The sequence below is a fragment of the Micromonospora sp. KC606 genome (assembly GCF_004348675.1).
GTDB lineage: Bacteria > Actinomycetota > Actinomycetes > Mycobacteriales > Micromonosporaceae > Micromonospora.
Genome location: NZ_SMKN01000107.1, coordinates 1 through 20229 on the forward strand (window position 1 = coordinate 1; position 20229 = coordinate 20229).

At 72.7% G+C, this 20229-nt stretch carries 22 protein-coding genes; 9 read left to right on the forward strand and 13 right to left on the reverse strand.

The genetic code is table 11. The features are described 5' to 3' along the window. The 5 genes from E1193_RS19480 to E1193_RS19500 form a co-directional block, all read right to left on the reverse strand. The coding region (locus E1193_RS19480) for a 2'-5' RNA ligase family protein (protein WP_279433367.1) at positions 1 to 234 on the reverse strand (234 nt) is incomplete at its 3' end. Further along, entirely contained in the window at positions 231 to 704 is a 474-nt protein-coding gene (locus E1193_RS19485) for a hypothetical protein (RefSeq protein ID WP_132184638.1), read from the reverse strand. The genes E1193_RS19485 and E1193_RS19480, both read right to left, overlap by 4 nt. Positions 705 to 860: 156 nt before the next feature. Then, positions 861 to 2147, reverse strand: a complete 1287-nt coding sequence (locus E1193_RS19490) for an MFS transporter (protein ID WP_132184620.1) — start codon at positions 2145 to 2147, stop codon at positions 861 to 863. 69 nt (positions 2148 to 2216) lie between these two features. Further along, positions 2217 to 2666, reverse strand: a complete 450-nt coding sequence (locus tag E1193_RS19495) for a MarR family transcriptional regulator (protein WP_207922767.1) — start codon at positions 2664 to 2666, stop codon at positions 2217 to 2219. 125 nt (positions 2667 to 2791) lie between these two features. Continuing rightward, on the reverse strand, positions 2792 to 4267 hold the full coding sequence (locus E1193_RS19500) for an NCS2 family permease (RefSeq protein ID WP_132184621.1): 1476 nt from the start codon (positions 4265 to 4267) through the stop codon (positions 2792 to 2794). 90 nt (positions 4268 to 4357) lie between these two features. On the opposite strand from E1193_RS19500, the gene E1193_RS19505 reads away from it, so the two are divergent. After that, positions 4358 to 4609, forward strand: a complete 252-nt coding sequence (locus E1193_RS19505) for a DUF2530 domain-containing protein (RefSeq protein ID WP_132184622.1) — start codon at positions 4358 to 4360, stop codon at positions 4607 to 4609. 61 nt (positions 4610 to 4670) lie between these two features. On the opposite strand, the gene E1193_RS19510 is transcribed toward E1193_RS19505, so the two are convergent. Continuing rightward, positions 4671 to 5510: a DUF3027 domain-containing protein gene (locus E1193_RS19510; RefSeq protein ID WP_132184623.1), complete on the reverse strand. Its 840-nt coding sequence runs from the start codon at positions 5508 to 5510 to the stop codon at positions 4671 to 4673. Positions 5511 to 5609: 99 nt separating this feature from the next. Between E1193_RS19510 and E1193_RS19515 the strand changes: the two genes are divergently transcribed. The 3 genes from E1193_RS19515 (at position 5610) to E1193_RS19525 (ending at position 9634) form a co-directional block, all read left to right on the forward strand. Then, entirely contained in the window at positions 5610 to 7280 is a 1671-nt protein-coding gene (locus E1193_RS19515) for an MFS transporter (protein ID WP_132184624.1), read from the forward strand. A 5-nt stretch (positions 7281 to 7285) separates the two neighbouring features. After that, entirely contained in the window at positions 7286 to 7936 is a 651-nt protein-coding gene (locus tag E1193_RS19520) for a futalosine hydrolase (protein WP_132184640.1), read from the forward strand. 825 nt (positions 7937 to 8761) lie between these two features. Beyond that, on the forward strand, positions 8762 to 9634 hold the full coding sequence (locus E1193_RS19525) for a 1,4-dihydroxy-6-naphthoate synthase (protein WP_132184625.1): 873 nt from the start codon (positions 8762 to 8764) through the stop codon (positions 9632 to 9634). On the opposite strand, the gene E1193_RS19530 is transcribed toward E1193_RS19525, so the two are convergent. Both E1193_RS19530 and E1193_RS19535 read right to left on the reverse strand, forming a co-directional pair. Continuing rightward, entirely contained in the window at positions 9595 to 9981 is a 387-nt protein-coding gene (locus tag E1193_RS19530) for a cold shock domain-containing protein (RefSeq protein ID WP_132184626.1), read from the reverse strand. The two genes, E1193_RS19525 and E1193_RS19530, sit on opposite strands and share 40 nt — an antisense overlap. A gap of 28 nt (positions 9982 to 10009) precedes the next feature. Continuing rightward, positions 10010 to 10633 carry an HAD family hydrolase gene (locus E1193_RS19535; protein WP_132184627.1) on the reverse strand — a complete coding sequence of 208 codons (624 nt, stop codon included), beginning with the start codon at positions 10631 to 10633 and terminating at the stop codon, positions 10010 to 10012. An 83-nt stretch (positions 10634 to 10716) separates the two neighbouring features. Between E1193_RS19535 and E1193_RS19540 the strand changes: the two genes are divergently transcribed. Further along, entirely contained in the window at positions 10717 to 13185 is a 2469-nt protein-coding gene (locus E1193_RS19540; RefSeq protein WP_132184628.1) for a helicase-associated domain-containing protein, read from the forward strand. A 4-nt stretch (positions 13186 to 13189) separates the two neighbouring features. Here E1193_RS19540 and E1193_RS19545 read toward each other — a convergent pair whose 3' ends face one another. Next, positions 13190 to 13426 (reverse strand): hypothetical protein, encoded by a 237-nt coding sequence (locus E1193_RS19545; protein WP_132184629.1) that lies wholly within the window; start codon positions 13424 to 13426, stop codon positions 13190 to 13192. 96 nt (positions 13427 to 13522) lie between these two features. Beyond that, positions 13523 to 14374 carry a L,D-transpeptidase family protein gene (locus tag E1193_RS19550; protein WP_132184630.1) on the reverse strand — a complete coding sequence of 284 codons (852 nt, stop codon included), beginning with the start codon at positions 14372 to 14374 and terminating at the stop codon, positions 13523 to 13525. A 176-nt stretch (positions 14375 to 14550) separates the two neighbouring features. On the opposite strand from E1193_RS19550, the gene E1193_RS19555 reads away from it, so the two are divergent. Then, complete coding sequence (locus E1193_RS19555) at positions 14551 to 16230, forward strand: DNA repair helicase XPB (RefSeq protein WP_132184631.1); 1680 nt, start codon at positions 14551 to 14553, stop codon at positions 16228 to 16230. 302 nt (positions 16231 to 16532) lie between these two features. Here the strand turns inward: E1193_RS19555 and E1193_RS19560 are convergent, their stop codons facing one another. Next, on the reverse strand, positions 16533 to 16742 hold the full coding sequence (locus tag E1193_RS19560; protein ID WP_132184632.1) for a winged helix-turn-helix domain-containing protein: 210 nt from the start codon (positions 16740 to 16742) through the stop codon (positions 16533 to 16535). A 361-nt stretch (positions 16743 to 17103) separates the two neighbouring features. On the opposite strand from E1193_RS19560, the gene E1193_RS19565 reads away from it, so the two are divergent. Together E1193_RS19565 and E1193_RS19570 are read left to right on the forward strand one after the other, a co-directional pair. Beyond that, complete coding sequence (locus E1193_RS19565) at positions 17104 to 17376, forward strand: hypothetical protein (RefSeq protein WP_243707790.1); 273 nt, start codon at positions 17104 to 17106, stop codon at positions 17374 to 17376. After that, the gene (locus E1193_RS19570) at positions 17373 to 17642 is read left to right on the forward strand and encodes a hypothetical protein (protein ID WP_132184634.1); all 270 of its coding nucleotides are present in this window, start codon (positions 17373 to 17375) and stop codon (positions 17640 to 17642) included. Before E1193_RS19565 ends, E1193_RS19570 begins: the two co-directional genes overlap by 4 nt. Positions 17643 to 17728: 86 nt before the next feature. On the opposite strand, the gene E1193_RS19575 is transcribed toward E1193_RS19570, so the two are convergent. Continuing rightward, complete coding sequence (locus tag E1193_RS19575) at positions 17729 to 18643, reverse strand: RNA polymerase sigma-70 factor (protein ID WP_132184635.1); 915 nt, start codon at positions 18641 to 18643, stop codon at positions 17729 to 17731. Positions 18644 to 18812: 169 nt separating this feature from the next. On the opposite strand from E1193_RS19575, the gene E1193_RS19580 reads away from it, so the two are divergent. Beyond that, a complete protein-coding gene (locus tag E1193_RS19580) occupies positions 18813 to 19298 on the forward strand; it encodes a carboxymuconolactone decarboxylase family protein (protein WP_132184636.1) in 486 nt (161 codons plus the stop codon). 38 nt (positions 19299 to 19336) lie between these two features. On the opposite strand, the gene E1193_RS19585 is transcribed toward E1193_RS19580, so the two are convergent. Further along, the gene (locus E1193_RS19585; RefSeq protein ID WP_132184637.1) at positions 19337 to 20068 is read right to left on the reverse strand and encodes a TIGR03089 family protein; all 732 of its coding nucleotides are present in this window, start codon (positions 20066 to 20068) and stop codon (positions 19337 to 19339) included. Between the last annotated feature and the right edge of the window lie 161 nt (positions 20069 to 20229).

A 20229-nucleotide genomic window follows, 5' to 3' on the forward strand; every position in this document is an offset into this window, starting at 1 on the left:
GTCCCGGGCCCGCCGGGCGGTCTCGACGGCTAGGCCGAGCACGCTCTGCACGTCGACCAGCCGGTCGGCCGGCACCTCGCCGAGGAAGGCGAGCGTGACGTGCAGGTTGGCCGGGTCGGCGAGGCGTACGTTGATGCCGGCGGCGGAGGCGGCACCGACCCGCAGCCCGGCGACCCGCGCGGTGAGGTGGGCGACGGCTGCTGGCGGCGGGTAGACCGCGACGAAAAGCCTCACGCCTGCGGGTCACGGAGCCGGCGAACCCCCCGGGTGGCCGGCAGCACCAGGCCCGCCCGGGCGAGCAGCCCCTCCACCCGGACCCGTTCGATCTCCCGGTCCACACCGGTCAGCTCGCCGAGATGCTCGCCGATCCCCAACGCCCGGCAGGCCGCCCGGAGCCGGTCGTCGTACGCGTCGATGACCGAGCTGTGCCAGACCACCGAGCGGCCACCCGCGGCGAGCCGATGCCCGGCGAGGCGGCGCAGATCGGCGGCGACGCGTTCGAAGGGCTGCCGGTCGGGCCGGTCCAGCCGGGCCAGGTCGACGCCACGGGTGGTGAGGGCGTCCCCGCCGAGGGAGCGTGCGAGCCGGGCGAGGGTACGCCGCTCCCGGCGCCGGTCCCGCCAGTCGGCCCAGCCGCAGGCGATCCGGTCGACGACCTCGTCGAGGCAGAAGAGCAGGGCAAAAACCGCCGGCAGGCACGCCATCGCCAGGAACGCCAGGACCAGCGCCAGAGCCCCGCTACCGCCTCCCACATATCGACGCTAAGGCCCACGCCCGACCGCCGCCACCGGATTGCCGGCATCCGGAGGAGATTTCTTACCCACGGTGACCCGACGCTTACGCCGGCTCCGCGCCGGCTGTCAGCAGTCCGGCGCGGAGACGACGTAGAAGCGGGGCATGGGCAGCACCCGGAAGCGGAGCCGGGCGCCGGCGCGACGCAGCTGCCAGGCGAGCGCCAACAGGGCGGTGGCCAGCGAGACCAGCCCACCGATCCAGATGCTCGCCCCCGCGCCGTACGTCTCGGCGACCCAGCCGATCAGCGGGGCGCCGACCGGGTTGGTGCCGAGGAAGACCAGCACCCACAGCGCCATCACCCGGCCGCGGAAGGCGGCGTCGGTGCCGAGCTGGACCCGCTGGTTGGCTGCCTGGGCGAAGAAGACCATGAAGAAGCCGGTCGGCGGCAACAGCGCCACCACCAGCCAGTACGCCGGCGCGAGGCCGACCAGGGTGCCGAAGGCGGCGCAGCCGACCGCGGCGCCGAGGACCAGCCAGACCGAGGGGCGGCTGCGCCGCCCGGTGCCTGCCAGCGCGCCGACCAGGGCCCCGGCCGCCAGCGCGGTGCTGAACAGGCCGAACGAGGCGGCGCCGGTGTGGAACACGGTCTTGGCGAGCGCGGCGAGGGTGAGCTGGAAGTTGAACAGCGACATCGCGATGACCGACATGACCACCATCGGCAGCAGCAGGTCGGGCCGGCGGAAGACGTACCGCAGGCCGTCGACGACCTTGGCGGAGTCCCGTTCGGCGACGGGGGGCAACTCCTTGCGGTGCAGCTCGGCCGAGCGCATCCGGACCACGTTGACCAGCGGAGCGATCGAGCTGAGCGCGGTGACCAGGAAGACCGGGCCGACATCGAACGCGGCGATGGCCAGGCCCGCGACCGCCGGGCCGACGATCCGTGCCGAGTTGAAGGTGGCGGCGTTGAGCGAAAGCGCGTTGGGCAGCAGCGACACCCCCACCAGTTCGCTGACGAACGCCTGCCGGACCGGGGTCTCGACCGCGTTGGCGACGCCGAGCAGGGCGGCGAAGGCGAAGACGTGCCAGAGCTGGACCAGACCGGTGACCACCAGGAGGCTCATCGCCAGCGCCAGCACCGTCCAGAAGGCGTTGGCGACAAAGAGGATCATCCGCTTGTCGTACCGGTCGGCGAGCCGGCCGGACAGGAGGGTGAGCAGCAGCACCGGAGTGAACTGGAGCGCGGTGACCACGCCGAGTGCGGTGGCGGAGTTGTCGGAGAGCTCGAGGACGAGCCAGTCCTGGGCGATGAACATCATCCAGACGCCGATGAGTTTGATCAGCTGCCCGGATGCGAAGAGCCGGTAGTTGCGGACCTGTAGGGACTGGAACATCGTGCTCAGCTTCGCCTGCACTCTTGGTGCGCCTCCTCGGATCGCGTACGCCGTATCCACAACGGACGGCGCGGACCCGGTGGCACGGGTTCAGGCGCGGGCGAGTTGCTGGAGGATCTCGGCGGCCCGCCGCAGCGTGTCGCGTTCGTCTTCCGTGAGCGCGGCCAGCCGCTCGGCCAGCCACTCGTTGCGGGCCCGCTCGAACTGTTCGAGCACGGCCCGGCCCTCCTCGGTGGCCGCCAGGATGACCTGGCGGCCGTCGGTCGGGTGGGGGGTGCGCCGCACGAGGCCGCGCTCCTCCAGCTTCGCGACGATCTTCGTCATCGTCGGTGGCTGCACCCGCTCGACGTCGGCGAGTTCCCGGGGCGTCAGCGCGCCCGCCAGCCTGAGGCTGGTGAGCGCGGAGAGCTGGGTGACCGTCAGGTCGCCGACCGGCCGGGCCTGCCGGACCCGCCGGTTGAGTCGGGTGATCGCATCACGCAACTGGGGAGCCAGCCGCGCCGGTGGAACGCGTTGCGCCGTCACCGTCCGCTCCGTCACAATCGTTAGCTTAACTAATGAGCCTGCCGGGCGACGTGCGATATGAGCAGGCTCACGGGAGAGGTCTGCCCTGCTCCTGGCCGGGGAATCCGATCCGGGTCACCCGGCCCGGAGCGGGCGTCGACTCACAGCGCGGCTTCGATCGGCCCGCGCAGGAAGTACAGCACGAACAGCACGGCCACCCCGTACAGCAGCGGGTGGACCTCCCGTGCCTTCCCCTTCGCCAGCTTCAGCAGCACGTAGGTGATGATGCCGGCGCCGATGCCGTTGGAGATCGAGTAGGTGAACGGCATCAGGGTGATGGTGAGGAACGCCGGGATGGCGATCTCATGGTCGGTCCAGTCGATGGTGCGCACCGCGGTCATCATCAGGAAGCCGACCACCACCAGCGCCGTCGACGCCGCCTCGAACGGCACCACCACCGACAACGGCGCCAGGAACATCGCCAGCAGGAACAGGCCGCCGGTGACCAGGTTGGCCACGCCGGTCCGGGCGCCCTCCGCCACACCGGCGGCGCTCTCGATGTACGACGTGTTGCTGGACACACTCGCCGCGCCTCCCGCCGCCGCCGCGATCGAGTCGACCAGCAGGATCTCCTTCGCCCGCGGCGGGGTGCCCCGCTCGTCGAGCATGTCCCCCTCCTGGCCGATCGCCACCATCGTTCCCATGGTGTCGAAGAAGTCGGTGATCAACAGCGTGAAGACGAACATCAGCGGCACCAGCCAACCGGCCCGGCTCCACGAGTTCAGCAGGTTGAAGTTGCCCAGCAGCGACAGGTCGGGGATGTCCACGATCCGGTCCGGCAGCTCCGGCACGTTCAGCGACCAGCCCGTGGGGTTGGGCTTACCGTCGACGAAGGACGGCCCCACGTTGGCCACCGCCTCCACGATGATCGCCAGCACGGTGGAGGCCAGGATGCCGATCAGGATCGCGCCACGGACCCGGCGCACCACCAGCACCAGGGTCACCAGCAGGCCCACCACGAAGACCAGCATCGGCCAGCTGACGATCTTGCCGTTGATGCCGAGGCCCACCGGCACGGTGGTGTTCGCGGCGTCCGGAACCCGCCGGACGAATCCGGCGTCGACCAGACCGATGATGGTGAGGAAGAGCCCGATGCCGACACCGATGGCCGTCTTCATCTGGGTCGGCACCGCACGGAAGACCGCCGTACGCAGGCCGGTGAGCACCAGGACCGCGATGAGCACACCCTCGATCACCACCAGGCCCATCGCGTCGGCCCAGGTCATCTGCGGGGCGATCTCGTACGCGACCAGCACGTTCACGCCCAGGCCGGCGGCCAGCGCCATCGGGAACCGGCCGACGACCCCCATGAGGATCGTCATCAGGCCGGCGACCAGGGCGGTCGCGGCGGCGATCGCGGGGATCGCGAGTTTCTTGCCGTCGCCGTCGGTGGCGCCGCCCAGGATCAGCGGGTTCAGCACCACGATGTACGCCATCGTGAAGAAGGTCGCCAGACCGCCCCGTACCTCGCGGCTCATCGTCGAACCACGGGCGGAGACCTCGAAGAACCGGTCGAAACCGGTGCGGGGGCGAGCGGGATCGGGTGGGGTGCCGTTGTCCGGCGGCGCAATGGCCATCAGGTCCTCGCAGGTGATCTACCGTTTGTCGCGCGCATCGTCCCAGATCAGCGGGGGGCGGCAAAAGGTGATGGCGGTACGCTGTGCCCCGTGCCCCAGGAGCAAGCGCCCCGCCCCGAGCCGCTCGACCCGCCGATGGTGCCCTTCGCGGTCGCCGGGCTGGTCGCCTGGGCGGTCGCCGGGGTGGTCCTGCTGCTCTTCCGGGACCGGCTCGCCGCGCACGGGCACCAGAACTGGCTCTGGACCTGCCTGGCCGGTTTCCTGTGGGGCTTTCCCGGCCTGGCCGTGATGATGCGGCACGACGCCAACCGCCGTCGCCGCCGGGCCGCCGGCCAGGACTGAGCGATCCACGCGACAGCGTCACTGACCGTGCGGTGCTGCCACCGACCGTGCGGCGCTCCGGTCAGGGGTGGCCGTACGGCTCGGCCGGCTCCGCCGCCGCCACCGAACCGGGGGCGCGGCTTACCGTCACGGCCTCGACGGCGCTGTCGTCGTAGACCGTCGGCAGCTCGTCGACCGGAGGCTCGGCAGCGTCGACCAGCGTCTCCGAGTGCGCACCACACCCGTGGTCGGCGCTGACCACCCGACCGTCGTCCGGAGCGTAGAAGTTGCCGCAGGCGCCGAAGTTCTGCCGCAGCGCGCCGGCCAGCGGCAGGTAGAAGCCGCAGGTGCCGCAGCGGGCGGCGGCGGGTGCGCCGACCGAGATCGGCGCGGAGGGGCCGTGGTCGCCGTCGTACCAGCGTTGGGCCGCCTCGGCGCGTCCCTCGCGGGACAGCACCCGGGGCCGGCCCAGGCCGAGCTCCCAGGAGATTTCCTCGACCGCCGGGTCGTCGGAGAGCAGGTAACCGGGGGTGAGGCGCTCGTCGTCCGGCGGCGTGGGCAGCAGATCGCCAGGACCGAGGTCGCCCGGCTTGAGCCGCTCCTGCCAGGGGACCCAGCCGGGGGCGAGCAGGGCGTCGGAGCCGGGCAGCAGCACCGTCTCGCAGACGGTGACGTGCCGGCTGCGCGGCACCCGGGTCACGGTGACCGCCCAGCGCCAGCCGAGATAACCGGCGAGCCGGCACTCGAAGTAGTGGGTTACCACCCGGTCGCCCTCGGCGACGGCGCGCAGGTGGTCGCCGACATCGGTGGGCTCCACCTCGGTGATGGCGTCGCGAGCCACCTCGACGGCGGCGGCGCAGACCTGGTCGAGGCGGGCGGCGCGGGTGGAGGCGGGCCTGGTCACCCGCCCATTGTTCCCCATGCGCGTCGCCGCCCGTCAGGGACTCCCCGAGGAACCCCGCCGGCGGGGTCTTCCCCGGTGGCGCGACGCGCGGGGAACGGATGGGTGAGGATGGTGCACATGCCGCTGTTCTCCCGCTCCGGACGGTCCGTGCTCGGACGGACCGTCGGCACGGGCATCCGCGCCGTACGTCTGCTGTGTCGCGGCTCCGTCAGCGGCGGACGCTGGGTGACCCGGCGGGCGGGGTCGGCCCGGGCGCGGAGCGCGGGCGGCGAGGTGGGCATGGTCCGCCTCTTCGACCTGCACGCGCTCTCCTGCGCCGGGGACACCCTGATCGCCATCGGCCTGGCCGGGACGATCTTCTTCAACGTGCCGCTCGGTGAGGCACGCAGCAAGGTGGCGCTCTACCTGCTGGTGACGATGGTGCCGTTCGCCATGCTGGCCCCGGTGGTCGGCCCGCTGCTGGACCACTTCCGGCACGGTCGCCGGTACGCCCTGGCCACCACCATGCTCGGCCGGGGGTTCCTGGCCTGGTTGATCTCCGACTACATCGGCGGTTTCGGGCTCTACCCGGCGGCCTTCGGCGTGCTGGCGCTCTCTCGGGCGTACGGGGTGGCCCGCTCGGCGGCCGTGCCCCGGCTGCTGCCGGAGGGTCTCGGGCTCTCCCAGGTCGGCGCTCGGGCCAGCGTCTACGGCACGGTGGCGGGGGCCCTGGTGGCCCCCATCGGGCTGGCCGCGTTCTGGTTCGGGCCGCAGTGGCCGCTCCGGGTCGCGTCGGTGATCTTCCTGGTCGGCATGGTGATCGCGCTGCGACTGCCGCCGAGGGCAGACTCCGAGCCTCCGGAGCGGGTGCCCCACCCGCTGCGGGCGCTCCGCCACGACGGGCACCGCCCACTGGGCCGGGGCCGGCCGGCCGGCCGGCTGGTGATCGCCACCCTGGTCGGCGCGGCGGCGTTGCGCGCGCTCTACGGCTTCCTGCTGCTGTTCCTCGCGTTCGCGGTGAAGAAGGGCGACCTGACCACGGACTTCTTCGGTCGGGAACTGAGCGACCAGATGGCGCTGGGCCTGGTCGGCGGGGCGCTCGCGGTCGGCGGTTTCCTGGCCACCGCGCTCGGCACCCACCTGCGCATCCACCGGCCGGCGGCGATCCAGTCCAGCAGCATGACCATCGTGGCCGGCGTGGGAATCCTCGCCGCGATTCGGTTCTCCCTGCCGATGGTGGCGCTTCTCTGCCTGGTGGCGGCCCTGGGCAGCGGCCTCGCCAAGCTGGCCGTGGACGCCTCGATCCAGGAGCGGATCCCGGAGCGGTTGCGGGCCAGTTCCTTCGCCCACTCGGAGACGGCGCTGATGCTCGCCTTCGTGGCGGGTGGCGCGCTGGGCCTCGTCCCCTTCACTGGGCGCGTCGGCATCGCGGTCGCCGCCGCGGTCGGGGTGCTGGCCGCCGTCCGAGGCGCGGTCGTCGCCAGCCGGCTGCGCGCGGAGCGGCTGATCGGCCGGCCCCTCACCGACGAGGAGCTGACCGAACGTGACCGGGAGGCGGCCGAGCCGGACGACACCGCCGTGGAGACCGCCGGGCCGGACGACACCGCCGTGGAGACCGCCGGACGGGACGACGCCGCCGTGGAGGCGGCCGCCCAGGCCGCGCCGACCTCTCCGGCGCCCGCCGGCACTGGGCACGACGACGCCGGGTTGGCCCCGCCCGGCTATCACATCTACCGTCCCTCCTCCGCCAACCGGCCGGGTGGCGCGGACGACGAGCAGCGGCGGCAGTCGCCGGGGCCGGTGTCGTGACTGACGTGGCGGGGCTGCTGGTGCTGACCGCGGTGCCGGCCGAGGCGGAGGCGGTGCGCGCCGGCGTCGACGATCCGACGGTGATCGTCCGGGCGGTCGGGGTCGGCCCGGCCGTGGCAGGTGCCACGACAGCCCGGTTGCTGGCGCTGGCCGAGGCGGCGAGTCGGCCGTACCGGGCGGTGGTGAGCGCCGGCATCGGAGGTGGTTTCGTCGGTCGGGTGACCGTCGGCGGGACGGTGCTGGCGACCCGGAGCGTGGCTGCCGATCTCGGCGCGGAGTCGCCGGAGGGCTTTATCCCGATCGACGAGCTGGGGATGCCTGCGGAACTGCTCGGCGGCGGGCCGGCGGTCGAGGCGGACGGGGAGCTGTTGGCCGCCCTGCGAACGGCGCTCCCCCACGCGACCGTCGGCGAGGTGCTGACCGTCAGCACCGTGACCGGCACGGCCGCGAGCACCGAAGCCCTCGCCGACCGGCACCCCGCCGCGGTGGCCGAGGCGATGGAAGGGTACGGCGTGGCCGTCGCCGCCGCCCAGGCTGGCCTTCCCTTCGCCGAGCTGCGGACGATCTCCAACCCGGTCGGCCCGCGCGACCGGGGGGCATGGCGGTTGCGGGAGGCGCTCAGCGCGCTGACCGAGGCGGCCCGGGCCCTGCGCTGAACCGCATGGCGAACAGCCGGTACGGCTCGACCCGGAACCCGCAGGCCGCCAGGAGGCCGACGGCCGCACCGGATACGACCGCACGGACGCTGCGGCACCCCGGCCCGCTCGGCGAGCTCCCGCTGGCTCAGATCGGCCTGCCGACGCAGCGCCCGAAGCGTCGCGCCGAGGTCGACGGTGGCGGATTCGGTCATGACGACCATGCTCTGCCGCGGGAGCACGCTCATCAACACGTCCGACGAAGCTGTGGATAACCCTGTGGAGAACGCCTCGGTCTGGGGATGACCTCGTGCACGCCAAGGAACTTGAGTAAGAAATGGTTCAACCGAGCCGAGCCGGCCCGAGCAGGACCGAACAGGGCCAGGCCGAGGCAGGGCCAGGCAGTGCCAGGCAGGGCCGAGGCCGAGCCGAGCCAGGGCCAGGCAGGGCGGAGGAGATCAGGTCCAGACAGGACCGGACGGGGCGGGCTGGCGACAGAGTTTTGCCGGGTTTGTCGGCGACCGAGGCGAAGCCGGCGGGCCGGGACTAGGCGCAGCCCCGGCAGCAGCGGGCGGCCCGTGGGGGCTTGAACCATTTCCGCACTCAAGTCCACTAGCCAGCTCGGTGGAATTGCCGACGCTGCCCAACCCCACGGTATCGGGCTGAAGGGCGGTGACGCCGGGGACTCCCGGTCCGGTCCGCCGCTCCGAGCCGAGCCGGACCGAGCCGGAGCCGACGCGAAGCCGGAGCCGACGCCGAGCCCGGAGCCGAGCCCGGAGCCGAGTCGGGAACGGCGGCGCGGCGGGGGCGAACCGCGCCGGCGGATGGTGGAGCTACCGTGAGGCCGTGACGCTCTCCCTGGCGATCTCGCCCTGCCCCAACGACACGTTCGTCTTCCATGCCCTGGTGCACGGCCGGGTGTCGGGGGCGCCGCCGGTCGAGGTGACGTACGCGGACGTGGACGTTACCAACACGGCCGCCGAGCGGGGCACGTTCGACCTGGTGAAGGTGAGCTACGCGGCACTGCCCTGGCTGCTGGACGACTACCACCTGCTGCCCTGCGGCGGCGCGCTCGGCCGCGGCTGCGGCCCGCTGCTGCTCACCCGCCCTACCAGCGGTGCGGACGCCACCGGCGACCTCAGCAGGGCGGACGCCACCGGCGACCTCAGCGGAGCCACCGTGGCGGTGCCCGGCGACCGCACCACCGCGTACCTGCTCTTCCGGCTCTGGTCGGCCGAGCGGCCACCGGCGCGGATCGTGGTGGTGCCCTTCCACGAGATCATGCCGGCCGTCGCCGCCGGACGGTACGACGCCGGGCTCGTCATCCACGAGGCCCGGTTCACCTACCCCCGGCACGGGCTGACCGCCCTGGTCGACCTGGGCGAATGGTGGGAGGGTGACACCGGGCTGCCGATTCCGCTCGGCGCGATCCTCGCCCGCAGGGGCGCCGTCGACCCGGTCGAGGCCGCCGGCTGGATCCGCGAGTCGGTCCGGCAGGCCTGGGCCGACCCGGAGGCGAGCCGCGACTATGTGCTCTCCCACGCGCAGGAGATGGAACCCGACGTGGTGGACCGGCACATCGGGCTCTACGTCAACGAGTTCACCGCGGACCTGGGGGACGCGGGGTTCGCCGCCGTGGAGGCGCTGCTGGGCCGGGCCGCCGACGCCGGGCTTATTCCTCAAACCTCCAGCTCGCGGGCCACCGCGTGGACCAGCTGAGCGATCTTCTGCGCGGCTTTCCGGTCGGGGAACCGGCCACGGCGCAGGTCCGGCTGAACCTTCGCCTCCAGCACTTTGATCATGTCCTCGACGAGGCCGTGCAGCTCCTCGGCCGGCCGCCGGCGCAGCTCCGCCACGGACGGCGGAGCCTCCAGCAGCTTCACCCCCATAGCCTGCGCACCCCGGCGGCTGTCGACCACGCTGAAGTCGACCCGCTGCCCACCCTTGAGGTCGGTGACACCCGCCGGCAGCGCGCCCTTGGGCAGGAACACGTCGCCACCTTCATCGCTGGTGACGAACCCGTATCCCTTGGCCGCGTCATACCACTTCACTCGACCCGTCGGCACCTGTGAACCTCTGCTTCGCTCGTGACGTCTACTGCCCCAAGGCTAGCCCGATGATCCGGTCCAGCGCCGCCGGGAATCCGGTGAGATCGTCCAGCACCAGACGAGCCCCGGCGTCCCGCAGCTCGTTCCGGTCGCACGGGCCGGTGGCCACCCCGATCCCCGGCACCCCGGCCGCCTTCGCGGCCACCATGTCCGCGACGTGGTCGCCCACGTACAGGTTTGCGCCGTGTGCCCGCAGCGCCGTCGCCTTCTCCTCAGCGAACAGGTCTCCGGCCAGCTCGTCCACGGTCAGCCCGAGGTGGTCCAGGTGCAGCCGGGCAAGCCGGCCGATCTTCGAGGTCACCACCATCACCCGCCCACCCCGGGCATGCACCGCGTCCACCGCCTCCCGGACACCCGGCAGCAGCACCGACGGGGTGATCGCGTACGCCGGGTAGAGCTCCCGGAAAACGGTCACCGCCTCCTCGATCTGCTCTCGCGGGAACCAGTGCGCGATCTCGGTGCGCAGCGGCGGGCCGAGCCGGGACACCGCCAGCTCGGCGTCCACCGGCACGCCGGTCTTCGCGGTCAGCGCCCGGTAGCAGGCGGCGATGCCGGGACGCGAGTCGATCAGGGTCATGTCGAGGTCGAAACCGACCATCAGCGCAGCCACCCCGAGAACCTACCCGCCCGCGGACGATCAGCGCGGCGTCCGAGGGGCGGGACCGGCCCACAGCGGGCTAGCGTGGAACGACGATGACCACCTCACTCGCCGACCACCTGCGTGCCCTGCCGGACGAGTCGCTGGCCGCGCTGCTGCAGCTGCGCCCCGACCTTGTCGTACCGGTGCCGGCCGACGTCACCGCGCTCGCCGTCCGGGCCGAGTCCCGGGTCTCCGTGGCCCGCGCGCTGGACGGACTGGACCAGTTCACCCTCCAGATCCTCGACGCCGCCCGGCTCACCCGGCGCCCCGAGGACGGAACCACCTCCACCGACGCCGTGCTGGCGATGGCCACCGCCGGGCCGCACCCGCCGGCGCCGACCAGCGTCCGGAGCGCGGTCGACCGGCTCCGCGCGCTGTTCCTGCTGTACGGCCCGGAGTCCGCGCTGCGCGTCGCGGGCAGCGTCGACGAGGTCGCCCCGTACCCGGCGGGGCTGGGGCGGCCGGCGGCAGAGCTGGACCCACGGACGGCGGCGCTCTGCGCGGACGCCGCGAAGGTGCGGCGGACGCTGCTCGCCGCTCCCCCGTCGGCCCGGGCCGTCCTGGACCGGCTCGCCGCCGGCCCGCCGGTCGGCAGCGTGCCGCCCGGCGCCCTCCAGGCCCCGGCGGTCGGCACGGAGGACGACCTGCCCCCGGACACCACCAACGGCGGGGCGCCCACCGGCTCGCCGGTCCGCTGGCTGGTCGACGCTCGGCTGCTGGTCCGGGTCTCCACCGGCACTGTGGAGCTGCCCCGCGAGGTGGGGCTGCTGCTGCGCCGCGACTGCGGGCCGCTCGGCCCGTTGCGCACCAGCCCGCCGCCGGTGGCCGCCACACCCCGGGAGCCGAAGCTCGCCGACTCCGCCGGAGCCGGGCAGACCATGGAGCTGGTACGCCACACCGAGGCGTTGCTGGAGAGCCTGGCCGCCGAGCCGGCGCCGGTGCTCCGCTCGGGCGGCGTCGGGGTCCGCGACCTGCGCCGGCTGGCCCGGGTGACCGGGCTGGACGAGTCGGCGACCGCGCTGGTTTTGGAGGTCGCGTACGCGGCCGGACTGGCCGGGGAGACGGACCTGCCCGGGGCGACCGCCACCCGGTACGGCGCCGACCAGCAGGTGCTGCCCACCGGCGGGTACGAGGTTTGGCGGGCGATGTCACTGGCCCACCGGTGGGAACAGCTGGCCCGAGCCTGGCTCACCATGAGCCGCCAGGTGGGGCTGGTCGGCCAGCGCGACGACCGGGACCGCCCCATCAGCCTGCTCTCCGCCGAGGCTGAACGGGCCGGGGCGCCGGCCGCCCGCCGGGCCGTGCTCGGGGTACTCGCCGACCTGGCACCAGCCACCGCGCCCAGCCCCGACGAGGTGCTGGCACTGCTCGACTGGCGCGCGCCCCGGCGCAGTCGGGGCCGCGAGGCCGCACACCGGGAGGTGCTGACCGAGGCGGCCCAGCTCGGCGTGACCGGGCTCGGCGCGCTCACCTCGTACGGGCGGCTGCTGCTGGCCGACGTGACAGGGACCGACGAGCGGGGCGGCGACGACCCGCTGGGCCTGCGCTCCGACGCCGAGAGCGGCGAGCCGTCGAGTGCGGTACGCGCCTTGGACGCCCTGCTCCCCGCCCCGGTCGACCACTTCCTGGTGCAGGCCGACCTGTCCGTGGTGGTGCCCGGCCCACCCGACCCGATGCTCGCCGCCGAACTGGACGTGGTGGCCGAGCACGAGTCGGCCGGCGGCGCCAGCGTTCACCGGGTCACCACCGCCAGTATCCGACGGGCGCTGGACGCCGGTTACACCGCCGAGGACCTGCACGCGCTGTTCCACCGCCGGTCGCGTACCCCGGTGCCGCAGGGGTTGACGTACCTGGTGGACGACGTCGCGCGCAAACACGGCGGGCTGCGGGTCGGTACGGCCGGCGGGTACGTGCGCAGCGACGACGAGGCGCTGCTAGCCGAGGTGCTGACCGACCGGCGGTTGGAGCCCCTGGCGTTCCGCCGGCTCGCCCCGACGGTACTGGTCACCCCGTACCAGGTGCAGCGGATGCTGGTAGCGCTCCGTGACGCCGGGTACGCCCCGGTGCCGGAGGACGCCACCGGGTCGGCGGTGCTCGCCCGGCCGAAGGCCCGCCGGGCCCCCGCCCGGGCGTCGGTGACCAGCCGCGGTGCCGACCCGTTGGCGGCCCCGAAGCTGGCGATGCCCCGGCTGCTCGGGGTGGTGGAGCAGATCCGACGCGGCGACGCGGCGGCGCGGGCGGCCCGGCGTGCCCCGGCGGTGGTGCGCGGCGGCGGGGCGCGGACGGCTGCCGGGCCGATGCCGGCGCACAGCCACAGCGACGCGCTGGCGGTGCTCCAGCAGGCGCTCCGGGACAGGGCGCTGGTCTGGGTCGGCTACGTCGACGCGCACGGGGCGACCGCATCCCGGCTGCTCCGGCCGGTGTCGATCGGGGCCGGCTACCTGCGGGCCGAGGACGAGCGGACGGAGATGCTGCACACCTTCGCGCTGCACCGGATCACGGCGGCGGTGCGGGAGGACTGACGGGTCAGCGCCGGTCCCGCCGGACGGTGCCGACCACGGAGACGAAGAGCAGCAGGGCGAAGGCGGCTCCGGCGGTCTCCCCGACGGAGGCGACGAAACCCTGCCGCTGCACCAGCCAGCCGAAGAGGAACCAGCCGAAGAGGGCGAGCGCGACCGCGGCGTAGCCGACCATGGTCGCCGTGGAGACCTCGCCGGTCGCCTGCCGCTCCTCGTTGACGGATGTCTCTTGGTCGGCGCTCATGGCAGCCCTCCCACCCCCGGCTCTGTGTCCCAGGGTGACACCGGACCGCCCGATCGCACAGGGGATAAAACCCTGATCCGGGTGCCGGGGTGACGGTCAGGTGCCGGGGCGGCGGCCGACGAGCACCACCCGGGAGCCGACCGAGCCGAGCTGCCACCAGCGGACCGCGTCGGCGGGCAGCAGGTTGACGCAGCCGTGCGAGCCGATGGAACCGTTGTGCAGGTAGGTGGTGGTCTCGTGGAAGCCGATCCCGCCGTTGAAGCGCTGCCAGTACGGCAGCCACACCTCGTACGGGTCCGACCACTCCTTCAGGTTGCGGAAGTTGATCCGGTACGTGCCGGCCGGGGTGGCGTAACCGGACATGCCGGTGCGGGTGACGGTCGGGCCGGCCACCACCGTGCCGCCCTTCATCACCCAGGTGGTCTGCCGGGTCAGGTCGACGCAGAAGGTGACGCCCGAGCCGGCGTCGCAGCGGCTGGTGTCGGTGGTGGCCAGTCGCTTCGCGACGTCGTACGTGAGCGGGCCGGCGCGGCCGGCGGCGGGGCGGATGTCGTACCGCTGCTGGAACTTCTTGATCGCGGCGCAGTCGGCGTCCGACTGCCGGCCGTCGACGGTGACCGGGCCGAAGCCGCCGAGACGGGCGAGGTATCCCTCGACCTCGCGCTGGTGCTCACCCTGCGCGCAGCGGGTCTTGTTGGCCGGCTTGGGGGTGATCCGCCGGTTGTCCGACGGCACCGGCGGGGCTCCGCGCGTCGACGCGGGCCGGGCCCGCTGGTCGGGCAGGGAGACGTCGTTCGCCCCCGTTACCTGTTCCGCCTTGCCGACCGGGATGAGCCCCCCTCCGGTGCCACCCGGGTCGGCCTGCGGACCGAACGCGCACCCACCCGCGCCGACCAGCGTGACCACAGCCAGAGCGACGACCCGGATGGTGAGCTTGTGGTGCCTCATGTGGCCCTCCCGGTGTCTGCCGTCCCTTAGCTAGACGTGCGAAACATGGGAAACGTTGCGTCGTTCGGCCAATTTTCTGTGCGCTTTTGAAGCCGTGCAACACTGGATGGTCGGCCTGCGGCGCGTGCCGTGCCGGTTGAGTGGCCGACGGCCCCGGTCGAGGAGAGGACGCTGGCGTGAGCGGTGGACCATTGATCGTGCAGTCGGACAAGACCCTGCTGCTGGAGATCGACCACCCCGACGCGCAGCCCTGCCGGATGGCGATCGCTCCCTTCGCCGAGCTGGAGCGTTCGCCGGAGCACGTGCACACCTACCGGCTCACCCCGCTGGGGTTGTGGAACGCCCGGGCTGCCGGGCACGACGCCGAGGGCGTGGTGGACGCGCTGATCAAGTACTCGCGCTACCCGGTCCCGCACGCGCTGCTGGTCGACGTGGCCGAGACGATGGACCGGTACGGCCGGCTCCAGCTCGCCAACGATCCGGTGCACGGGCTGGTGCTGCGCGCCCTGGACCGGCTGGTGCTGATCGAGGTCGCCAAGAGCAAGAAGCTCGCCGGGATGCTCGGCGCGAAGGTCGACGACGACACGATCGCGGTGCATCCGTCGGAGCGGGGCCGGCTCAAGCAGGCGCTGCTCAAGCTCGGCTGGCCGGCGGAGGACCTGGCCGGGTACGTCGACGGCGAGGCGCACCCGATCGAGCTGGCCGAATCCGGCAAGGACGGCGCGAAGCCGTTCACGTTGCGGTCGTACCAGCGGGAGGCGGTGGAGGCGTTCTGGGCCGGCGGCTCGGGGGTGGTGGTGCTCCCCTGCGGCGCGGGCAAGACCCTGGTCGGGGCGGCGGCGATGGCCGAGGCGAAGGCGACCACCCTGATCCTGGTCACCAACACCGTCGCCGGCCGGCAGTGGAAGCGGGAGCTGATCGCCCGCACCTCGCTCACCGAGGACGAGATCGGCGAGTACTCCGGCGAGCGCAAGGAGATCCGCCCGGTCACCATCGCCACGTACCAGGTGCTCACCGCGCGGCGCGGCGGCGCGTTCACCCACCTGGACCTGTTCGGGGCCCGCGACTGGGGCCTGGTCGTCTACGACGAGGTGCACCTGCTGCCCGCGCCGATCTTCCGGTTCACCGCGGACCTACAGGCCCGCCGTCGGCTCGGCCTGACCGCCACCCTGGTCCGTGAGGACGGCCGGGAGGGCGACGTGTTCAGCCTGATCGGCCCGAAGCGGTACGACGCGCCGTGGAAGGACATCGAGTCGCAGGGCTGGATCGCTCCGGCACAGTGCACCGAGGTACGGGTGACACTGACCGACGCGGAGCGGATGTCGTACGCGACGGCGGAGGCCGAGGAGCGGTACCGGATGGCGGCGACCGCCCGGACGAAGCTGCCGGTGGTACGCGCGCTGGTGCAGCGGCACCCGAACGACCAGGTGCTGGTTATCGGCGGGTACATCGACCAGCTGCACCAGCTCGGGGAGTACCTCGACGCCCCGATCGTGCAGGGCTCCACCACGAACAAGGAGCGGGAGCGGCTCTTCGACGCGTTCCGCTGCGGGGAGATCCGCACGCTGGTCATCTCGAAGGTCGGGAACTTCTCCATCGACCTGCCGGAGGCGGCGGTGGCGATCCAGGTGTCGGGGACGTTCGGGTCGCGGCAGGAGGAGGCGCAGCGGCTGGGGCGGGTGCTGCGGCCCAAGGCCGACGGCCGGCAGGCGCACTTCTACACGGTGGTCTCCCGGGACACCATCGACACCGAGTACGCCGCCCACCGGCAGCGTTTCCTGGCCGAGCAGGGGTACGCGTACACCATCGTGGACGCCGACGACGTGCTGGGACCGAAGCTGCCCACCGTCGACTGACGCCTCCTTGACCGACACGCCGTCGCCGGCCTCCTTGATCGACACGGTTTGCGGCGTGTTGCGGGCTCAGCGCGGCAGGACACCGCGACACGCCGCAAATCGAGTGAATCTCTGGGCGGGGCAGGGCGCACCGGCTCCTCTCGTCGTCCTACCAAGTTGATGACGTGAACGAGCCGGCTGCCAAACGCTCCGGGCCCCGTGTCGAGTGACCGATGTCGCGTGAACGTGGGCCTCGCTGACGGCCGGCCGGCTGATATTCGGCTTCGTCAGCTCGACCCGACCCGCACGACGAGCGGGAAGCGTCAGCGCCGCATGGACTCCGCGACGAAGACGCCGCGACCTGGCCGCCCAACCAGCACGCCCTGCTTCCGCAGCCTCGCCACGGCACGACTGATCGTGGACTGCGAGACGTCGTAGACATCCGCCAGTTCTCGCCCAGACGGAAGTTGAGACCCAGGCGGATAGGTCCCATCCTCGATCTTCCTCGACAGGTCAGCGAGCAGCTCGTCCATGGTGGGCGGGATAGGCACGTCAGGCCCCTTGCAGTCGGTTGGCCCGCCCAGTATCGATCAACGGTCACGGCAGAGGCAACGCATGTAACAACGCTGACATAGGTGGGTAGATGACTCGGAGACATGCTTGACATAGGTGACTCGGTGGCAATAACGTCGCTCTCGGTGATGCGGTGCTGCTGCGGTCGGTTGGCGCCTCTCGTACCGGTCTCGCATCGCCGTCGAGACCTCGCACCCACCGCGCTCCCCCCGGGCGCGGCCAGGGCGGTCTCCGCCGGTCGCAAGCGGCGGAGACCGCCCCTCCCCCACGACCTGCGACCCCACGAAGGGCGGTCATCTCGTGCGCAACCTGCTCCGCCGGCTGACCCGCCGGCCCCACACTCCGCAACCACCCACGCCGGTCGACCCGATCCCGGCAGCGCCGCTGCGCCCATGGCACATCCGGGAACGCTGCTTCAACATCCGCCGGCACGGCCTCGACCCCGTCGAGATCCGCGCCTTCCTGCACCGGGCCGCCGACGAACTCACCACCGCGCAGGCCGCCCTGGTCGCGGCGCAGGAGGAGAACGTACGCATCAAGAACGCGCTGCGCGCCTGGCAGAGCGCCCAGTCGGCCAGCCACCGCTACCGATGACCGAACGTTGGGTGATCCACCTGCCGGTGACCGCGCCCGACCTGGTCCGGGCCCGGATCTTCGCCCGTACCGCCGCCCGGGTACTGGCCCGGCTCAGCGCCCGCATCGAGCCGGGCGGGGTGACCGTCTCGGCCGAGGACCAGCAGGGTGTACGACACTGGGTCTTCTGCGACCGGCCGTTGCCGCACGGGCGTGGCCGGTGCGCGCTGCCAGCGGAGCACACCTCGGCGTGCGCGCCGCGCCCACCCTGGCTCCGACGGCGGTAATTCATTGACGTCATCAGCTTTGTAGCGGCGTACGTGGAGACGGCCGGGCGGCCCGGTCACCGGCCCCTCCGCAGGATGACGGGAGCTCAGCGGCTCAGCAGCGTCTCCCGTTGCATGTGGGACAGCTTCTCCGGGTTGCGGATGGCGTAGATGCCGCTGATCAGGCCGTCTTCGATGCGCAGGGCCAGCACGGTGTCCAGCTCGCCGTCGAGCTGGACCACCAGCGCCGGGTGGCCGTTGACCTGCGCCGGCCGCCACGACGTGCTGCCCGCGACCTTGCCCCACCCGCCGGCCAGCAGGCGGGCCACCTTGTCGGCTCCGAGGATGGGCCGCGGGACGGCCTGCTTGACGCCGCCGCCGTCGCCGAGCAGAACCACGTCCGGCGCGAGGATGTCGAGCAGGCTCTGGAGATCGCCGGTTTCGACCGCCCGCCGGAACGCGTCGAGCGCGGACCGGGTCTCGGTCGCGGAGACGACCTGCCGGGGCCGGCGCGCCGCGACGTGCGCCCGGGCCCGGTGGGCGATCTGACGAACGGCGGCCGGGTTCTTGTCGACGGCTTCGGCGATCTCGTCGTACCCGAGGTCGAACACCTCGCGGAGCACGAACACCGCCCGTTCGGTCGGCGCGAGGGTCTCCAGCACCAGCAGCATCGCCATGGAGACGCTGTCGGCCAGCGCGACGTCCTCGGCGACGTCGGGAGCGGTGAGCAGCGGCTCGGGCAGCCAGGGGCCGACGTACGACTCCTTGCGGCGGCTGAGCGTACGCAGCCGGATGAGTGCCTGGCGGGTGGTGACGCGGACCAGGTAGGCGCGCTGGTCCCGAACCGCGTCGAGGTCGACGCCCGCCCACCGCAGCCAGGTCTCCTGGAGTACGTCCTCCGCGTCGGCAGCCGAGCCGAGCATCTCGTACGCGACGGTGAAGAGCAGGTTGCGATGGGCGAGGAACCCTTCGGTGGCCCGGTCCGGACGGTCGTCGTCTGCGGTCTGCGGCGTGCCCACCATGGGTGACTCCTGTTCGCTCTCGACTGCGTCACCCACCAGATGCCGGCCCCCGCCGTCGTGTGACACCTCCGGCGTGTGGCCGCCGTCACCCGGTCGCGCCGTCACAGGGACACAGCCGCCGGCATCTCGTGTTCGGTCCCCCCGAACACCGGAAGCAAAGGACGGAACCATGGACGCCCGATTCAACATGTTCGACAACGAGATCGCCATGAGGTTCTTCAAGCGTTTCGCCAACGCCGGCCTGGTGATCCAGCAGTCGTCGCTGCCGAAGTCGACGCAGGAGTTGGTGTCGTTGCGGGCCAGCCAGATCAACGGCTGCGGCTGGTGCATCGACATGCACACCACGGAGGCCGTTGCGGCCGGCGAGAGCGCGGTCCGGCTCAACCTGGTCGCCGCCTGGCGCGAGTCCACCGTCTTCACCGAGGCGGAACAGGCCGCGCTGGCGCTCGCCGAGGAGGGCACCCGGCTCGCCGACGCCAGCCAGGGCGTCTCCAACGAGACCTGGGCCCAGGTGCGCAAGCACTACGACGACGACCAGATCGCCGCCCTGGTCTCCCTCGTCGCACTGATCAACGCGGCCAACCGGATCGCCGTGATCGTGCACCAGAAGGGCGGCTCCTACCAGCCGGGCATGTTCGCCGCCGCGTTCGACTGAATCGAAGTCCGGCCCGGCCCGGCCATCGACTCTCCTTCTCAGAGGACGCGGGTGATCCCCTCGGCGGCGACGCGGGCGTCGAGGCGTGCCCGGTCGAGGTTGGCGCAGACGACCACGGACGCGCCGACGGACAGCGGTGCGAGCAGCCACCTCAGTGGCTGCTCGTGCTCGGCCGCGTCAACCAGCAGCCGGTCGCGGGCCCGCAGGCCGAGCTGCTGGCCGACCTCCGCCGCGAGCTGCCGCCACGCGCCGTAACTGGTGCCGTCCGCAGTGGCCGGGGCGCCCGGGGGGACGGCGGTGTAGTCGGGCGGGGTGGCCGGGTGCCGCAGCACCTCCGCGGACCAGTCGAGCCAGCCGACCGGTACGTCGGTCAGCGTCCCGGGCGCGGCGCCGACGAGGTAGCGGTGCGTCCCCTCGGGTACGTCCTCCAGCCAGTCGTCGAGGCGTTCCGGGGTGACGAACACCGCGTCGCACGGCCGGTCACCGCCCGGTTCCAGGACCGGCAGCCCGGCGGTGGCGCGCGGCCGGAACGACACCGCCATCCCGACCGACCAGGCGCCGAGCAGCACCGCGGCGGTCCGCCAGTGCGGTGGCAGCAGCACCGCGACGCGGCTGCCCGGCGTCAGCCCGCAGCCGCCGCGCAGCAGCCCGGCACAGCGGGCCGCCCACTCGCCGAGCTGGGGTGCGGTCAGGTCGACACGCTCGTCGGTCGCGTCGTCGAGGTAGGTGAGCAGCGGAGGGTCGGCGGTGACGACGGTGGACACGTCCATCTGACGCACCCTAACAATGCGTGCCGACCATGGCCTCGACGCGTGACCGTCACGCGCTGCGGCTTGTCGGGGTGTCCAGTGCGCCGGTAACCGCGACATGCCGCAAGTCGAGTCGATCACCGAGGGCGGAAGGGGCATTGACCGGCGCTGGCAGACTCTGT

Bases quoted from the DNA above. Each gene is read 5' to 3' on its own strand.
- E1193_RS19545 (WP_132184629.1), bottom strand. From the start codon at position 13,426: ATGAGCGCCGACCAAGAGACATCCGTCAACGAGGAGCGGCAGGCGACC.
- E1193_RS19550 (WP_132184630.1), bottom strand. From the start codon at position 14,374: ATGAGGCACCACAAGCTCACCATCCGGGTCGTCGCTCTGGCTGTGGTC.
- E1193_RS19510 (WP_132184623.1), bottom strand. From the start codon at position 5,510: ATGGGGAACAATGGGCGGGTGACCAGGCCCGCCTCCACCCGCGCCGCC.
- E1193_RS19585 (WP_132184637.1), bottom strand. From the start codon at position 20,068: ATGGACGTGTCCACCGTCGTCACCGCCGACCCTCCGCTGCTCACCTAC.
- E1193_RS19515 (WP_132184624.1), top strand. From the start codon at position 5,610: ATGCCGCTGTTCTCCCGCTCCGGACGGTCCGTGCTCGGACGGACCGTC.
- E1193_RS19580 (WP_132184636.1), top strand. From the start codon at position 18,813: ATGGACGCCCGATTCAACATGTTCGACAACGAGATCGCCATGAGGTTC.
- E1193_RS19570 (WP_132184634.1), top strand. From the start codon at position 17,373: ATGACCGAACGTTGGGTGATCCACCTGCCGGTGACCGCGCCCGACCTG.
- E1193_RS19575 (WP_132184635.1), bottom strand. From the start codon at position 18,643: ATGGTGGGCACGCCGCAGACCGCAGACGACGACCGTCCGGACCGGGCC.
- E1193_RS19485 (WP_132184638.1), bottom strand. From the start codon at position 704: ATGGCGTGCCTGCCGGCGGTTTTTGCCCTGCTCTTCTGCCTCGACGAG.
- E1193_RS19500 (WP_132184621.1), bottom strand. From the start codon at position 4,267: ATGGCCATTGCGCCGCCGGACAACGGCACCCCACCCGATCCCGCTCGC.
- E1193_RS19540 (WP_132184628.1), top strand. From the start codon at position 10,717: ATGACCACCTCACTCGCCGACCACCTGCGTGCCCTGCCGGACGAGTCG.
- E1193_RS19560 (WP_132184632.1), bottom strand. From the start codon at position 16,742: ATGGACGAGCTGCTCGCTGACCTGTCGAGGAAGATCGAGGATGGGACC.